Origin of the sequence: Helicobacter sp. 13S00482-2 (genome assembly GCF_002272795.1) — a bacterium.
In the GTDB taxonomy this organism is placed as follows: Bacteria; Campylobacterota; Campylobacteria; order Campylobacterales; family Helicobacteraceae; genus Helicobacter_J.
This window is the reverse complement of record NZ_MLAT01000016.1, coordinates 14,778-31,277: the sequence shown is the minus strand read 5'-3', so window position 1 is coordinate 31,277 and position 16,500 is coordinate 14,778. Positions and strand designations below refer to the sequence as shown.

Here is a 16,500-nt window from a genome sequence, read left to right as displayed (position 1 = left end):
GTGATCCAAGAAATATCACTATTGTCATCATATTCCTTAACATTTGATGGAGGAGTTCCTCCACCTATTATCTTTATGATATCTCTTAACTTCACTCATCTGTAATTCTGTGCGATCTGATAGGACTACTCTGACTCTGGCACTAAGGCTTTTTCTAAGTATTGCACTAAGGTTGGATCAAATGTGTTTTTAGGCTTCACTTTATGGGTTCTTTATTAAGGAAATAATGATTACTCAGAAAACTAAGGATATTGCCTCCCAAAAACAAGGCCATCTAAGATCTATGAGATCTCAGAAAATTACAGATAAATAAAGCAATCAACTCGCCATCTAAACCCGTTGAATCATTTTGAATCACCATTCAAAAATGGTTTTAACCTTCTTCAAGCTTGCATAAGGATAAAATTTCTCTTCTTTTTGTATTTCCAAAAGCACTCCCTCTTGATTTGCTTCTTTTATAACTGCTTTAAATTCTTCTTTTGACTCTGTTTTTACCTGAACTTCTTCGCCGATAGAAAGCTTGAAATTTCTAGGGTTTTTTAGAGTTCGTTCTATTCCAGGAGAACTGATTTCAAGTGTGTATTTGCCACTAGTAGGATCATATACATCTAATAGCGGGGATAGTAATTCGCTGACTTCTTGGCATTTATCTAGGGTTGTGTTTCCATCTTTTGCAAGAATGCTTATTCTCAAAATATCAATATCATTTTCTTTTAAAAAGGCAATATCATATAAATAGCACTCCAAAGACTCTATCACATTTTCTATTTTTTCTTCTACTTCTTTACTCAGCATTTTTGTTCTCTTTTTCTTTGGCAATTTGATTGAAAATCTCATCTAGCGTCTTTGTTTTCTGAAGGGTTTCATCAAAACAAAAATTAAATTTAGGGCACTTATACCATCCACTAACACTCAAGACATATTCTCTTAAAATATTTTCTGCTTTTTTTAATCCTTTTAAAACCTGTTTTTGTTCTTCTTTTGAGTAAAAATCAGGACAAATAAATACATCTGCATTATACTTACCCCTTGAACAGATGACCTCCACTACGCTAACGCTATTAACCCTAGTATCACTCAAGCCAGAAATAGCCTCCTGAAGCATTTCTTTTAGAATAGATTGGGTTCGTTGTAGATGGATAGATTTTTCCATTAAAAATTCTCTTTTAAATGACTTGATTCTTTTGAATTTCTTTGTAAGTTTCAAACACATCGCCAACTTGAATATCATTATATTTCTCTAACATAATCCCACATTCATGGCCTTTTGAAACTTCTTTGGCATCATCTTTGAAACGCTTGAGTGATGCGATGGTTCCAGTGTGAATGACCACGCCATTACGTATGAGGCGGATATTAATGCCTCTTTGAATCACACCATCTGTAACCATACAACCAGCGATAGTGCCTACTTTTGAAATCACAAAAGTGTCTCTGACTTCTGCTTGACCAGTATTCTCCTCTTCAATGATAGGAGACATAAGGCCTGAGACTAAAGCTTTCATATCATCAATCAAAGCGTAAATAATGGAATAAGTTTTTATCTCAACACCCATTTCTTTTGCTTTTATCTTCACCGTACCAGTGGGCCTGACATTAAAACCTAAAATAATAGAATTGCTACTAGCACCAGCTAATGAAATATCACTCTCTGTGATTCCGCCCACACCAATTCCAATGATATTGACTTCCACTTCATTATTATTGAGTTTCTCCAAACTTGATTTAATTGCCTCTAGGCTTCCTTGAGTATCTGCTTTGATAATAATAGGAATAGATTTTAGTTGTCCTTTTGCAACCATCTCAGAAAGCTCATCAAAAGAAACTTTGGTTGATTTGCTCAATTCTTTTTGACGTAAATAAGTTGCTTTTTTTTGTGCGTGTTCTTTTGCTATAGCATCACTTTGCACACTCATCAAAATAGATCCAGCACTAGGAACTTCTGAGAGTCCTGTGACAACTGCCACCCCTGAAGGTAGAAGCTCCTGAATATTTCTGCCCCTATCATCAATCAAAGCCCTAACTCTACCAAAAGCAACGCCTGCAAAAATAGGATCTCCTACTTTTAAAGTTCCATTTTGGACAATGATGGTTGCTACAGGCCCTCGTCCTTTTTCTACACTGCCTTCCAATACAACCGCTTTCGCACTGCTAGTGGCATCTGCTTTGAGTTCCATCACTTCTGCTTGGATTAAAACCGTCTCCAAAAGCTCTTCAATGCCAGTACCACTTTTTGCTGAAACGGGAATGAATTCATATTCCCCGCCCCAATCAATTGGATTGAACCCAATTTCTGCACATTCTGCCTTGAGTTTATCGGGATTGGCATTTTCTTTATCCATTTTATTCATTGCAATAATAATCTGAACTCCTGCCTCTTTTGCGTGTTTGAATGCTTCAATGGTTTGCTGTTTCACTCCATCATCAGCAGCGATAACAATGATTACAATATCTGTAACCTGTGCCCCCCTACTCCTCATCTCAGTAAATGCTTCATGTCCAGGAGTGTCAATAAATGAAATCATTTTTCCATTTTTCTCTACCATATAAGCACCAATGTGCTGAGTGATGCCACCTGCTTCCGCACTAGCAACTCGTGCATTTCGTATTTTATCAAGCAAAGAAGTTTTTCCATGATCAACGTGCCCCATAATAGTCACAACTGGTGGGCGTTCGCTCAAAGACTCCGTGGCTAGAACCTCTTGAGTATCCATATACTCTAGTTCTTCTGTTGTGTTCTGAATAGAAACTTCTATTTTAAACTCATCTGCGAGTATCTCAATGGCATCTCTATCTAAAAAATCATTTTTAGTTACCATCATTCCAAGATTAAATAAAACCTTCACAACCTCAGCTAGACTTCTACCAGAAATATCAGCGAACTCATATACACGAATCTCTTCGGGAATACTGATAACGCTTTGAGCAACCTTGAGGGTGGTGTCTTGTTTAGGTGGCTTACGTCTTTTTATACTTCTTTTTATGCTGCCCTCACTCATCCAAGGATTTTTCTTATGAACTTTAATCCTATCTGTGATGGCTTGCTTGACTTGATTTTCTTCTTCTTCATCTCTAATATCTTGTTCGTGCAAGTCAAAAAGCATGATTTCATTTTGCTCATCATCGTATTCATCAATATTACTCAAAGCTCTCTCGCTAAGCAAATCAATCTTTTGTTCTTTATGTTTTTGCTGTACTTTTGGCTTGAGTGGTTTTTTGGATTTTTTGGTTGTTTTATCTTGTTCGCTTTGAATCTCTTTGAGCATTTCTTGAGCAGAAGGGGCATATTGATATTTTTTTGCTGGGACAACAAGATCGCTCTCATCAGAGTTTCCTTTTTTCACAATTCTGATGCCCGTTCTTCTAGCGACACTTGCTTCTGCTGGGATTTCATCTTTTGGAGTTGGGATAACCTCTGTGATAGTTTCCTGAGGTTCTATCACGGTGCTCTCTTCTTTGCTTTGAGTAACTTTTTGCTCTATTTTTTTGGTTGTTTTGGTCTGTTTTTTTGGTTGTTTTGGCTGTGTTTGTTTGTCTTGAGAAGGAGTTTTGCTTGTTTTGGGAATTTTGGGCGAAGCAGGGATATAATTATTGATTCCTGTGGTTATATATTCATATAAATTAGCGGCTTCTTCTTCGCTCAAAGCACTTGAAGCAGCTTTTACATTCAACCCCATTTCCTTGGCTTTTTCTAATATTTCTTTTGGCGTTCTTCCTGCTTCATTTGCTATTTCTGTTAATCTAACTTTTGCCATTTATTTCTAATCTCCTTGATATGCTCTGTGATAATATTCTTGTCTTTTGGGATGTTTTTAAGTCTGATCAGACTTCCTATGATTTTCTCACTGCCAATACACTCCTCACATATATAAAAGCTTCTACCAATCCCATCAAAGAATACTATTTTTGTACCATCTGTCTTCAGTCTTATAAGTTTATTTTGACCAAAACGCTTACGACAACACACGCACATTCTAACAGAATTTTGAGACGAGAACTTTTTAAAATCCATTGATTTTTCCAAAATTATACCAAAATTAAAATCATTCTTCCTCAATCATCACTCCGTGATTGTCAAACCCAAGAACAAAAACCCTAAAATTTGAAAATTTTTTCTCAAAAATACCTGCTAATCTTTGTGCATCATCAGCATAACACATACTAAAAAAAGAAGATCCGCTCCCTGAGAGAGTGCTCATCAAAGCACCATTTTCTAAAGCTATCTTTTGCACAGAAAAAAGAACAGGAAAATGCTTCATTCGTCTATCTTGATGAAATCTATCCCTACTAGCAAGAGCTAAAGCCTCCCATTTTCCTTGTGCAAAAGCCATACTCATCATTGATGCTCTAGAAAGATTGAACACACTATCTGAAACAGAATATTTTCTAGGCAACGTCTGTCTAGAATACTTTGTGGAAATAGATCGATTTGGCACCACCATCACCGCTTTGAATGTATCTGGAATTTCTTGTTTTAGATGATAGACTTTCTTGCGATCCACCATACATACATTAAACCCCCCATAAACAGCTGGAGTGATATTATCAGGATGAGATTCATAAATGAGTGCATTGTTCAAGATATTTTCTTTATCGATTCCTCTTTGTGCAAAATAATAAGCTGAACTAATTGCACCTACAATAACTGCGGAACTGCTACCCATTCCCCTGGAGATAGGAATTTTATTTCTGAATGAAAATCTAAATTCACTATCAGTAACGCCAAGATCAGATAAGACTTTTTTAAATATCTTCACAAACATATTATCTACTAAAAATTTTGGTAATCCTTCGCCTTCTCCAATAATTTGAATACTAGAAAGGCTTGAAGGGGTTATACTGAATCGATTTCTGAAATCAAGGCTGAGCCCTAAACAATCAAAGCCTGGACCTAGATTCGCACTCGTTGCTGGAACACTTATTATCATATATCTTCCAAAATTTTTGCCCCATTATATCCTAAAGAGGGGGCAAAATATACAGAGGAGTATTTTGAGTTCCAAAATCCTTTGGCTCTAAAACAAGAGGTAAAGCGAATCTATCTTCAATTCTTTCTTGAGATTCTTTTATGAGTATGTCTTCTGAAGCGTTTTTGATGAAATATTTATTTCCAAATGCCTTAATAGGGGCTTTTTGATTAAAATAAAAACTATCTGCACAATAGAGCTCAACAGATCTATGTAAATGCAATGTCTGTAAAAAAATATGCGTTAGCTTTAGCGAAGTGAAACTACCTGGACCTCTTGCATAAAAAATTGCCCCTAACTGCAGGGATAGCCTTTCTAAATGCTCAAATACTAACGTAAAAACTTCTAGCAAGGCATCTGAAGTTTTAGCAGAAGAAGAAAAGCTTTTTTGAAGTTCAAAATTTTCATAAATACCACACAGCAAAGGGGAATTCACAGCAACAAGAACCAAATCAGCCTTTTTAAGGTCACTCATAAACTACTGAACCGCTTTGGCAAACTCAAACATTTTTTCAGTATTCTGATCTTCTAATGCAATCACCTCATAGGCATTGCTATCAGAAAGAATCTTTTGAGTAAGGAGTGAATTTAATTTATGACTTCCTGCAAAAGATATATAGCTCCCCATCAATGGCATCCCCAAAATGGCCATATCACCTATCGCATCTAGTATCTTGTGCCTGACAAACTCTTCTTTATATCTGAGACCCTCTTTATTGAGTATGCCATTTTCATCTAACACAATACAATTCCCTAGATTTCCACCCTTTGCAAGGCCTTTTGAACGCAAATAATTTACCTCATGTAAAAATCCAAATGTCCTAGCTCGTGCAATTTCCTCCTTATAGGCCTGTTTTGAAAAGACAAATTTATACTTTTGTTGTTTGATGGCTTGATGTTTAAAATCAATCGTAAAATCAAAAATTGTTTGATTGCTAGGCTCAACCCTTACAAATTTATCTTCATCTCTTATCTCAATAGGCTTTTTGATTTGAATAATCTTTCGCACCTCATCAAGCTCACTCACTCCTGCTTCATCTAAAAGCATACAATAGCTTATTGAGCTACCATCCATAATAGGAATTTCTTCATTATCAACTGAAATTTTGATATTATCAATCCCATAAGCACTGATTGCTGAAAGCAAATGCTCTATAGTAGAGATCCGAACACCATCTTTGCCTATTACAGTTGCCATTGTTGTATCAACGATATTTTCGGCTTTCATAGGAATGCTAACGCCTTTATCACTACGATAAAAGATAATCCCATTATTTGCCTCTAATGGTTCTAAAACCATCTTCACAGGAACACCCTTATGTAAGCCTATACCTATGAGTTCGACTTTTTTTCCTATGGTTCTTTGCCTCATTTTATTTCCTTTATCAATATATTATCGCCATTCTTGGTAATGATTTTTAAAAAATTGTTCGAATTTACTTTTTCTATCATCTCTAGTGAGAAAAATTCACCTTGAAAAACAATATGTCCAGAATTCACATTTCTCAAAATAATATATTCGCCCGAACAAATAATCGTCCCATCACAGTTTCCAAAAATACTAATATTTCCTTCTGCACTTATTTTGGCACCATTATTGACATTTCCAAGTAAAATCAAATCCCTAGAAGATTCTATTTCTTCGCCACTCCTAATATTTTTTTGATAAATTTTGGCTCGAGTATCAATATTTCCGACTTTGAGTACTTCAGTATCTCTGCCCTTAAAATCCACATCAGTGACGATATAAGCTATTTTCATTTCACCCAAAAAATGCTGTAGAGAAGCCCCAATGCTATGCTTAAATACAAACAAGTAATCCTTGAGCAAAACAAAGTTTTTTGTAATGAATTCAATGTATTCTTGAGTTTCTCCCCCACTAAACTCAAAGATTTTAATATTTTTCTGTCTTGTTTTTATCACCTGAACCCTCAATTATATTTTTAGCTTTCATAAAAACATCCGTAATGTTTGCTTTTATCCACTTAGAATCCATCCATTCAATATCCCTGACAGGATTTCCCTGCACAAGCAACCCTAAATGCAGGTGATCGCCAAATGCCCAACCCGTTTGACCTGTAAGTCCTATAGTCGTCCCAGAGGCTATATTTTCACCTGGTTTGAGCAAAAATTTTGACATATGAGAATATAAAGAAGATAATCCAAATCCGTGATAAATAATGGTCGTATTGCCATAAACACCTAAAAGTTCTGTCAATAAAACCTTACCTGAATTTGTCGAAATAATTGGAGCATTCTTTATGCTAGCGATATCAAGACCTAGGTGCAAGGACTTACTAATAACTTTTTTGCCTAAATAATAACTCCGATGATCTCCAAAACTCCCTACCACAACGCTTCCTTTTAAAGGAAGAAAAGCATTAAGAACTATAGGATGAGTCATAGAAGTATAATCAACATCATTTGAAACCTTTGATATCAATGCCTCATCTCTGCCCCTAATTGTTTCGTTGATATAGTTGAACTTATCTTTGCTATTACTAAAACTATCAGGAGCTCTCTCGCCAACAGTGTCAATGAGCTCATTGAGTTTTCCATTGAGAAAATTATCCTTGACTTTAATATTTGAATATCTATATTTAGGGCTTAGATCTTTAATCAGAGGAATAGAAACCCTTTTTTTGTTGTATGCCTTATCTAAAACAGTGATGGTTCCATTAAAAAAAGTATTTTGCACTGGCCAAGCCAAAATAACAGCATAATAACTAGGCTTCATAAAAGGGAAGACTTTAAATTCATTCACGCCATTACTCACACTGATAGATTCAATACTATTATCAATCACTCTAAAAATAAGTAATGCACTCCCTCCATAGCTTATCTTATAAGAATTAGCAATAACACTCACAAAAGGTGCTTGAGTATCAACAGTCAAATCAAGGTTTTTAACAGCCTTATTCCCACTAAAAAAATGCGAATTACTCCAATCAGTAACGGTGATTTGATAATGAATTTTAGTTCCATCAGGAAGTTTGACTTCTGGAGCAGGAAGAACAAAAATCTTCTCTTTTGGTTTTTGCAAAACAGTCACCTCTTTATCTACTACCAAAATACCATCTGAAGTTTTTGCACTGACCTGATAGCTTTTAATGCCACTTGCATCTTTTGCGGCGATCTCTATTTTTTTATCGGGATTCCAATACGCTTGTTCATCTATTTTAATAAATTTATTATCAAGAACCATATAAGCATCAAGGGAAGGAGGATCACTCTCAAAAAAATCTGAAGTATAGACCATATACCCACCTGCAAGAACCCCAACCAAAACCACCAATCTAAACAAAGACTTAAATTTCATTTTTTACCTTATTTTCTAGGATCTGATATTTTACCTTTAATCGCACTGATTGCAACAACAGCAGAATTAGCCAAATACACTTCTGAAGTTCTAGCACCCATTCTGCCAACAAAATTTCTATTTGTAGTGGAAATGCATCTCTCGTTATCTCCTAAAATTCCCATATATCCACCCAAACAAGCTCCGCAAGTTGGATTGCTAATAAGTGCTCCTGCTTCAAGCAAAATATCAATATAGCCAAGTTCGTGAGCTTGTTTATAGATCTTTTGAGTGCCAGGTGTTATTATCAAACGAACATCTGGATGCACTTTATTCCCCTGAAGTATCTCGCTTGCGATTTTTAAATCACTCAAGCGACCATTGGTGCAAGAACCTATAAAAGCCTGATCAATTTTAAGTTCATCTTTGACAACTTCAGTGATTTTTTTACCATTACTAGGCAAAAAAGGATATGCGACTAAAGGCTCTAGCTTATTTGCATCAATTTTCAAGATTTTTGAATACTTAGCATCTTCATCAGAATAATGATATTTTGGCTCAGATCGAAGCTTTCCATTGGTCTTGCAAATATGATTCAAAAAATTCTTTGTGATAGTATCTGCGGCGATAATACCATTTTTAGCTCCTGCTTCAACCGCCATATTGCACAATGAAAAACGATCGTCCATACTTAAATAAGAAATTCCCTCCCCGCAAAATTCAAGACTCTGATACAAAGCACCATCAACTCCAATTTGTCTGATAACCTCTAATATTAAATCTTTTCCATAGACGTGCTCTGTAGGTTCCCCAGTGAATTCAACTTTTATTGATCTAGGGACTTTAAACCAATTTTTACCCGTGATCATAGCATAAGCTAGATCGGTGCTTCCCATACCTGTAGAAAAAGCCCCCAATGCTCCGTGTGTGCAAGTATGAGAATCTGCACCAATAATCACATCACCACTCACAACAAGACCTTTTTCAGGCAATAGTGCATGTTCAATGCCCATATCTCTTTCATCGAAGTAATTTTTCAGTCCAAATTCTTTCACAAAATCACGACTAATCCTAGCTTGATTGGCTGAGGCAATATCTTTTGCGGGTATAAAATGATCCATTACAATACAAAAATTATCTGGCCTAGCCAAAGACTTTGCTCCTGCATTCCTAAATGCCTTGATAGATAAGGGGGTAGTGATGTCATTCCCTATAATCATATCAATATCAATTTGAATAATATCATCAGCATAGACAGATTCATTGCAGTGATCTGAAAAAATTTTTTCAGTGATTGTTTGTCCCATTGCAGAACCCTTTCAATAAATATAATATTAGGCTAGATTTTACTATATTTTTGTTGGTTTTAAAACAAATAAATATAGCTGAATGTCCAAATTGGAGAACGCTTAAACTCTATATCTTTAGAAACAAGCGTTTTACTCTCCCCGCTCTCACTTGTATAGGTTGCAGGACTTTCTAGCCCCAATCTGAGATACGTCCAAGGAATTTTAACTCCTAACTCAATGCGATTTTTTGTATTAACCGTAAAAGAAAGACCCATATTAAAAGTATAATCAACCTGCAATAAGCTATCCCATAATAAATGATCACTGCTATAGCTTGTATCTTTCAGAAGAGATTTAAGCTGATCTTTATTGACATTATCGAGCAAAATCATCGCTCCAAATCCAAGCCCAATGTAACCCCCAACATAGTGTTTATAAGAATGAGTTATAGGAATATCAACCATCAAGTCAAAGTCCATAGATCCTAGCATATAAATAAGTGTGCCGATTTTATCACCTGTTTGAGTATTGGTAGTGTCTCCTGCCATAGGCCCACCAGAAAGCATAGCCTCTCCATAAATTCTAGCCCCAAAATATGGATTAAAAAATTTCTGATAACCAAATTTTCCCCCGAACATATATAAGTTCGTTTGAGTGCAAAGAGGAGATTTCAATACTCCTGTAGTTTCCTTTCTAAGGCTATCTATGGTTGTACTATTTTGATTATAAGAACCGTCAATATAATTATCATACAATGAGCCATAGCCTAGATTTATACCCATAAATAGACCACTTTTTTGATCTGCAATAGCGTATCTTTGAATGATTTTATTCTTTTTTTCAGCCGATGCATAAGGATGATGCGTATTTGCATACGTGGTATTTGGAGAAAAATCTGTAGGGGTGCCACCATTTTTGATAATTTGATCTTTTAATGACTGAATTTCACCTTCTAGGCCTGATAATAACAGTGTGTCTTCAAAAATCATAGGTTCATTTTTAAATTCCATAGAGGTAGCAAAACCCGTATTTAATCCGATTGTCGCCAAAATAAAAATAATTTTTTTCACATCAATACCTCAAAACAAAAAGTTGTAGCTCACAAAATACAAATTCGTGGTTGAGAATTTGAATTTTTGAGAGTCATTTAATTTAATTGGAGGTATCTTCATTTCTACCTCGATGCGACTTTTGAGATTAAGTGTGATCGCCATACCCATATTCACCACAGGCCCAAAATTTCCCAAAGCCGATTTGGTAAGTTTGTCATCATAATGAGTCCAACCCATACCAACCCCTGCAAAAAAACCTATAGAATAACGCTGATCACTATCTAATGGTATATCTGCTATTAAATCTAGATTCACGCTCCCTAGCTGATAAAGTATCTCTTGGAAATCACTTGCCCCCAAGTATTCTGCATAAAATCTAAGTCCAGCAATATAGCTACTCAAATATTTTTGATATCCAATTTTGGCTCCTAAAGCAATTGGATGACCTATATAATTGGCTCTATCAATGCTCATAGTTCCCAAAACACCACCTAAAAATAAACCATTTTTTTGCTTGGCTATTTCGGCCAACTTTGCTCTATTTTGTTGTTCGTAAAGCTGTCCTTTAAGCATATAAACCTGTCTTTTTTGATCTTCAAGTCCATCATCATCTGCCATCAAAAAATCACACAAAATGGCCATTAATAAACAAATTACTATTGATCTTTTAGAAAACATACTGATATCCTGCCATAAATAATGCTCCCATCCAATCAATATCCTTATTGGTAACAAGCTTGAGTTCAAGTTCAAGCCTGTTATGAGAAAAAAATGTTATTCCAAAACCAGCATTCACCATCACTCCAAATTCAGAATTTGCATTGTAATTAGAAGTCATGCTCCCTAATCCTGCACCCATGATTATCCCCGCTGCAAATCCATTAAAAATGGGAACATCTATCATCATATCACCATTAATAAAAATACTAGAAAAATTTAGCATCCCTAATGGCCTTTCTTTTCCAATCGTTCCAATATATTGAATATATACACGCCTACCTACATAATTTGGTAAGAAAATACTCTCAAAAAATGAAGGCAAGAAGGATTGATATCCAAATCTTGCGCCATATGCAAACAAATAATTTCCCTCATCATCATTGGCAACATCATTAGAAAAATACCCTCCGCTAATGCCTAAAAAAAGCCCTGTTTTCTTGTGGGCTTCATCAATATTATTGATAAGTTTTTTGATGTCTTTACTGCTAGTTTTATCATAGAGTTTCATATATTTATAATATGAAGGATCTAAAGAGTTATAATTTACGTCATCTTGAGCATAAACAAACCCTAAAAACAGGCATAACAAAATTCCAATTCGACGCATTTGAGAAACCTTTTAAGCTCTGATTGCAAAGATTTTATCTATTTTTTTATAAAATTTCGTTTTTTATGTAAAGAATTCTATAATAATTTTCTTAAAAAAACTCCGTTGATAATATCTTGTAGAATTTCAATAAAAGGAATAAGCTCATGAAAAGAACGATTCAAGCCTTGCAAGCAAAAAAGAAAATAGAAAAAATTACAGCTATTACCGCCTATGATGCTTTATTTTCGAGTCTATTTGATAACAAAATTGACATGATTTTGGTAGGAGATAGTCTGAATATGAGTTTTTCTGGCAAGGAAGATACCTTGAGTATTGGAATAGATGAGATGATTTATCATACAAAAGCAGTTTGCAGAGGGGTTAAAGAGTCTTTTATTGTGACAGATATGCCATTTGGAAGCTACCAAAATTCAAAAATGGCCATCAAAAATGCTAATAAAATCTACAAAAATACCTCAGCAGATGCGATCAAAATTGAAGGTGACATACGCAGAGCAGAGATTATTTCCAATATAGCAAATGAAGGTATTGCAGTGGTCGCTCATATTGGATTGATGCCACAATTTGCTAGATCTGAAGGAGGATATAAAATCAAGGGTAAAACCACAGAAGAAGGAAAAAGACTTATTGATTGTGCTGTAGAATTAGAAAAAGCAGGGGCTTGTATGATTGTTTTAGAAGGAATGTATTCTAACATCGCGACCACCATCACTCAAGCCTTGCAAATTCCTACTATTGGGATAGGAAGTGGAGTGAATTGCGATGGTCAAATACTAGTTTGGAGCGATATGTTTGGATTTTTTCAAAAATTCAAACCAAAATTTGTTAGAAAATATCTAGATGGTAGTACACTCATTCAAAATTCTCTAGAACAATATGTAAAAGATGTCAAAAGTGGCAATTTTCCATCCATAGAAGAAAGTTATCAGGGGTAAAAGTGGAAAAAATATCTTTAGAAGAAAACAATCGAATCGTGGATATTGAAAAACTTGATTTTGAGCAAAGTGCTGAAAATTCATTACGCCCAACTCTATGGGAAGAATATGTGGGGCAAGAAAAAATAAAAAAAAATCTCAGGGTTTTTATTCAAGCTAGTAAAAAAAGGCAAGAATCCCTTGATCATATTTTATTCTTTGGGCCTCCAGGACTTGGAAAAACAACCCTAAGTCATATCATAGCTAATGAAATGGGGGCAAACATCAAAGTAACTGCAGCTCCTATGATAGAAAAAGCAGGAGATCTTGCAGCAATTATGACCAATTTATGTGAAGGAGATATTTTATTCATTGATGAAATCCATCGCTTGAGTCCAGCTATTGAAGAGATACTTTACCCGGCAATGGAAGACTACAGACTTGATATTATTATCGGTTCAGGACCAGCGGCACAAACACTCAAAATTGATTTGGTCAAATTCACGCTCATTGGTGCAACCACAAGAGCAGGAATGCTTAGCAATCCTCTTAGAGATAGATTTGGGATGAGTTTTAGACTTCAATTCTATGAAACTACAGAACTTGCCATCATTGCACAAAAAGCAAGTATAAAACTTGGGAAACCTCTGAGTGATAATGGAGCAAGAGAAATAGCTAGACGCTCTAGAGGAACCCCTCGAATCACCCTAAGACTTTTACGAAGAGTTCGTGATTTTGCTGAGGTTGCCGAAAAAGAGGAAATTGATCTTGAAATAACAAAATACGCTCTCAATGAGCTTGGAGTGAATGAGTTTGGTTTTGATGAGCTAGATTTGCGTTATCTAAAAATCCTAGCTGAATCTAGAGGAAAACCTATTGGATTAAACACAATATCAGCTGCAATGAGTGAAGATGAAGGTACGATTGAAGATGTTATTGAACCTTACTTACTAGCAAACAGCTATCTTGAGAGAACCGCAAAAGGAAGAATAGCGACTCATAAGACCTATGAGTTGCTCAATGTCAAACCTAAGTAAATAATGACTTATTATCAATCTCAATTGATAAAATCAATAAAAGTGATATAATTTATAGAATTCAAAATTCAAACAAGAGTCAATGAATGAAAAAAATCTTTGTATCTCTTCTTTTTGTCGGCCTAATATTTGGTGAAGAATGGGCGGACTTTCCTTCAGGAATCACTTTAAATAGTGGGGACAATATCACTATAAGAGTTAATGGCATCAAGGGCACTAGATCAAGTGATTTGCATAATAATGGGATTTTTACCTACCAAACCAATGGTTCTAGTTCTTCAACCCTCACTATTGAACCAAATATACCTTTAAGTACTTTCTATAACACTGGAACTATTAATATCCTAAAAAATTCTAATCTGATTTTAAATCTCTCAATACCTTTTATCTTTAATAAGGGTAGTTCTTTCAATGTAGTTAAAAACGCCTCACTTGTAGCAAATGGAACCGAATTAACCTCATATGGAGGAACGATGATCAATCAAGGGCAAAGCACTCTTAATTTTCAAACAATCAATATCAATGCCTCAGGAACTAGAGCCATATTAAATGATGGGGGGGTTCTTAAAGCCAATGTGGATTATTTTTTCAATGGACGCACAGACATAGGAGTTGGTAGCTATGGCATCTTTGAAAACACAAATTCAGGAAATGCCACAATCACCATAAAATCAGGTTATTTTTCAAATTTTGGCTATGTTTATAAAATATTCAGTGGAATTGCAAGTGATCCAAATTTGAGTGCTATCTCAATATTAAAATCAAGCTCTAAGGGAAGCTTATCAATTGATGGGGGAGATGTATTAAATGGAGGAGATGTAGCACAAACTTTTGGTTCTGGCTCAACATACTATGACAGTGGAGCAGGATACATCATTGCTGATAATGGAGAGATTAAAATACAAAAAAATCTCATCAGCGAAGGGGCAGGATCCCACCTATCAAATACAAATACTTCAAATATAGTGCGATCTAAAATACAAGCAATCAATATGGGTGTGATAAATATTGGACTAAATTTTCAAAATAAAAACTATAGCGATATTTATCTGAACAACGCAGGACTTATCAATGTAAGTGGAAACTTTACAAGTCATTCTAATACCAATTTATATTTTAGTGGGAATGCCTCTGAATATGGCCAAATAAATGCAAAAAATATCGATATTACAGGTGCTAATATTTTTCTCTATAAAGGAATGGCACAAACAAATAAACCCTATGTATTCCTTAAGGCGACCAATTCGCTTGTTTATGATCCAACCCTATTAGGAGAAAGAGAGGCAATTTCTGAAGATGGAACCATAAGTTTATTTTATAAACTCCTAGTACAAGATCAAGGGAAAGAACTTCAAGTGATGTTTAAAGAAATACCTCACTCAGATGATGTGAGTGATGTGATCTCTAAAACGGTAGATCTCAATGAAAATGAAAAAAATATTATAGATGGTTTTGATGAAAAAAAACCTATAGATGGTTTTGATATTAAAAATCTAGGTGCTGAACAAATCAAAGGTTTAGCACAAAACATAGAATCAGGGATTCAGATGTTTGTACACAATAGAAATAACCTCTCTAGATTAAGATTTGAAGCTTCTTCATCAGAAATATTCAACAGAATGATAAAATCACACTCTCATCTGAGTTCATACAAATCACTCACTAGATATGCTTTTAATTCTATTGATACAAAAACCACTTATAGAAGCGATACAAACGCCCCATTAGCCTTATCTTTCTCAAAAGAAAATGATTTCTCAAATTCACTATATGCAAGTGTTTTAGGTGGGTATCAAAAAAGTACATCTGGTTATGGTTATGGTTATGGTCTTAATGTGGGATATGACAGATTTGTAAATGAAAATTTATTTTTAGGTACTTATGTGGGGTATAGCAAAAATGACTTGAATCTAGGTGTTCTAAAAATACAATCAGATAACTTTCAAATGGGAATCTATGCACAAACAAATTTTTCTCTTTTTCAAACAGATGTCATATTGAGCTATGATTATTCCAATGCTAAAAGTAGCAAAAATATTTCTGTTTTATCTCAAACCTATTATAACAATTCTAAATACACCACTCATTCTTTCAATGCTTTGGTGCAAACTGGTCTGAAATTTAACTTTGGTAGCAATATGATTAAGCCCTATATAGGCATCACCACAAATATCAATCAAAACACTCCAGCTAATGAAACAGGAGATGTATTAGGGAGTAAATATTTATTTGATACTGAGGTTTGGGTGAAGGGAATATTGGGCATTGAATATGTAAAATACTTCAATAACGGCGGATATTTTTTTATTCGTCCTTCAATACAATATACTTTTTATGATAGTCCTAAAATGACTGAAGTGATTTTTTTAGGCGATACCCTTTATATACCTGTAGCACCAAAAGAACACTTTGGAAATATTCTTGCAGGAGGACAAATACCAATTAATGAGAATTTTTTTATTAATCTCAATTTATCTGTTAGTGAATCTACAAACAAAACTTTCATAAGCTTAGGAAGTGCTTCATTAAAATTCTTATTTTAGATTCTTAAGCTTTTATTAATGGGGGGGGGGGCTAAAATTACAATCTATTTTATATTAAGAAGGATTGTAA

General features: G+C 34.8%; 14 protein-coding genes and 1 pseudogene. 3 read left to right on the top strand and 12 right to left on the bottom strand.

Annotation, left to right across the window (positions count from 1 at the left end; translation table 11 throughout):
* Positions 1–354: 354 nt before the first annotated feature.
* From BKH42_RS07370 to BKH42_RS07310, 12 genes and pseudogenes are all read right to left on the bottom strand, one after another.
* Positions 355–792, bottom strand: coding sequence for a ribosome maturation factor RimP (locus BKH42_RS07370; RefSeq protein ID WP_180674013.1), 438 nt, complete (start codon positions 790–792; stop codon positions 355–357).
* A pseudogene (infB, locus tag BKH42_RS07360) lies at positions 785–3,755 on the bottom strand (translation initiation factor IF-2). The gene BKH42_RS07370 and the pseudogene infB overlap by 8 nt, the downstream one beginning before the upstream one ends.
* Entirely contained in the window at positions 3,737–4,012 is a 276-nt protein-coding gene (locus BKH42_RS07355) for a DUF448 domain-containing protein (RefSeq protein WP_095295976.1), read from the bottom strand. Before BKH42_RS07355 ends, infB begins: the two are co-directional and overlap by 19 nt.
* A gap of 31 nt (positions 4,013–4,043) precedes the next feature.
* The gene (gene thrB, locus BKH42_RS07350; protein ID WP_095295971.1) at positions 4,044–4,928 is read right to left on the bottom strand and encodes a homoserine kinase; all 885 of its coding nucleotides are present in this window, start codon (positions 4,926–4,928) and stop codon (positions 4,044–4,046) included.
* 31 nt (positions 4,929–4,959) lie between these two features.
* The gene (locus BKH42_RS07345; protein WP_095295970.1) at positions 4,960–5,442 is read right to left on the bottom strand and encodes a hypothetical protein; all 483 of its coding nucleotides are present in this window, start codon (positions 5,440–5,442) and stop codon (positions 4,960–4,962) included.
* Positions 5,443–5,445: 3 nt separating this feature from the next.
* On the bottom strand, positions 5,446–6,339 hold the full coding sequence (gene lpxC / locus BKH42_RS07340; protein WP_095295969.1) for a UDP-3-O-acyl-N-acetylglucosamine deacetylase: 894 nt from the start codon (positions 6,337–6,339) through the stop codon (positions 5,446–5,448).
* On the bottom strand, positions 6,336–6,890 hold the full coding sequence (locus tag BKH42_RS07335) for a septum site-determining protein MinC (protein ID WP_095295968.1): 555 nt from the start codon (positions 6,888–6,890) through the stop codon (positions 6,336–6,338). The genes lpxC and BKH42_RS07335 overlap by 4 nt, the downstream gene beginning before the upstream one ends.
* Positions 6,862–8,286, bottom strand: a complete 1,425-nt coding sequence (locus BKH42_RS07330) for a M23 family metallopeptidase (RefSeq protein WP_095295967.1) — start codon at positions 8,284–8,286, stop codon at positions 6,862–6,864. The genes BKH42_RS07335 and BKH42_RS07330 overlap by 29 nt, the downstream gene beginning before the upstream one ends.
* An 8-nt stretch (positions 8,287–8,294) precedes the next feature.
* Entirely contained in the window at positions 8,295–9,572 is a 1,278-nt protein-coding gene (locus BKH42_RS07325; RefSeq protein WP_095295966.1) for a 3-isopropylmalate dehydratase large subunit, read from the bottom strand.
* A gap of 59 nt (positions 9,573–9,631) precedes the next feature.
* Positions 9,632–10,624: an outer membrane beta-barrel protein gene (locus BKH42_RS07320; protein ID WP_095295965.1), complete on the bottom strand. Its 993-nt coding sequence runs from the start codon at positions 10,622–10,624 to the stop codon at positions 9,632–9,634.
* Positions 10,625–10,633: 9 nt separating this feature from the next.
* Positions 10,634–11,284 (bottom strand): outer membrane beta-barrel protein, encoded by a 651-nt coding sequence (locus BKH42_RS07315; protein WP_095295964.1) that lies wholly within the window; start codon positions 11,282–11,284, stop codon positions 10,634–10,636.
* Positions 11,274–11,933 (bottom strand): hypothetical protein, encoded by a 660-nt coding sequence (locus BKH42_RS07310; protein WP_095295963.1) that lies wholly within the window; start codon positions 11,931–11,933, stop codon positions 11,274–11,276. Before BKH42_RS07310 ends, BKH42_RS07315 begins: the two co-directional genes overlap by 11 nt.
* A gap of 146 nt (positions 11,934–12,079) precedes the next feature.
* On the opposite strand from BKH42_RS07310, the gene panB reads away from it, so the two are divergent.
* From panB to BKH42_RS07295, 3 genes are all read left to right on the top strand, one after another.
* Positions 12,080–12,871, top strand: a complete 792-nt coding sequence (gene panB, locus BKH42_RS07305; RefSeq protein WP_095295962.1) for a 3-methyl-2-oxobutanoate hydroxymethyltransferase — start codon at positions 12,080–12,082, stop codon at positions 12,869–12,871.
* A 2-nt stretch (positions 12,872–12,873) separates the two neighbouring features.
* Positions 12,874–13,887 (top strand): Holliday junction branch migration DNA helicase RuvB, encoded by a 1,014-nt coding sequence (gene ruvB / locus BKH42_RS07300; RefSeq protein ID WP_095295961.1) that lies wholly within the window; start codon positions 12,874–12,876, stop codon positions 13,885–13,887.
* Between the two features lie 86 nt (positions 13,888–13,973).
* Entirely contained in the window at positions 13,974–16,430 is a 2,457-nt protein-coding gene (locus BKH42_RS07295; RefSeq protein ID WP_095295960.1) for an autotransporter outer membrane beta-barrel domain-containing protein, read from the top strand.
* Positions 16,431–16,500 lie beyond the last annotated feature (70 nt).

Coding starts and splice junctions, on each gene's coding strand:
- lpxC (WP_095295969.1), bottom strand. CDS start 6,339: ATGAGGCAAAGAACCATAGGAAAAAAAGTCGAACTCATAGGTATAGGC.
- thrB (WP_095295971.1), bottom strand. CDS start 4,928: ATGATAATAAGTGTTCCAGCAACGAGTGCGAATCTAGGTCCAGGCTTT.
- BKH42_RS07310 (WP_095295963.1), bottom strand. CDS start 11,933: ATGCGTCGAATTGGAATTTTGTTATGCCTGTTTTTAGGGTTTGTTTAT.
- BKH42_RS07325 (WP_095295966.1), bottom strand. CDS start 9,572: ATGGGACAAACAATCACTGAAAAAATTTTTTCAGATCACTGCAATGAA.
- BKH42_RS07295 (WP_095295960.1), top strand. CDS start 13,974: ATGAAAAAAATCTTTGTATCTCTTCTTTTTGTCGGCCTAATATTTGGT.
- panB (WP_095295962.1), top strand. CDS start 12,080: ATGAAAAGAACGATTCAAGCCTTGCAAGCAAAAAAGAAAATAGAAAAA.
- BKH42_RS07345 (WP_095295970.1), bottom strand. CDS start 5,442: ATGAGTGACCTTAAAAAGGCTGATTTGGTTCTTGTTGCTGTGAATTCC.
- BKH42_RS07315 (WP_095295964.1), bottom strand. CDS start 11,284: ATGTTTTCTAAAAGATCAATAGTAATTTGTTTATTAATGGCCATTTTG.
- BKH42_RS07330 (WP_095295967.1), bottom strand. CDS start 8,286: ATGAAATTTAAGTCTTTGTTTAGATTGGTGGTTTTGGTTGGGGTTCTT.
- BKH42_RS07355 (WP_095295976.1), bottom strand. CDS start 4,012: ATGGATTTTAAAAAGTTCTCGTCTCAAAATTCTGTTAGAATGTGCGTG.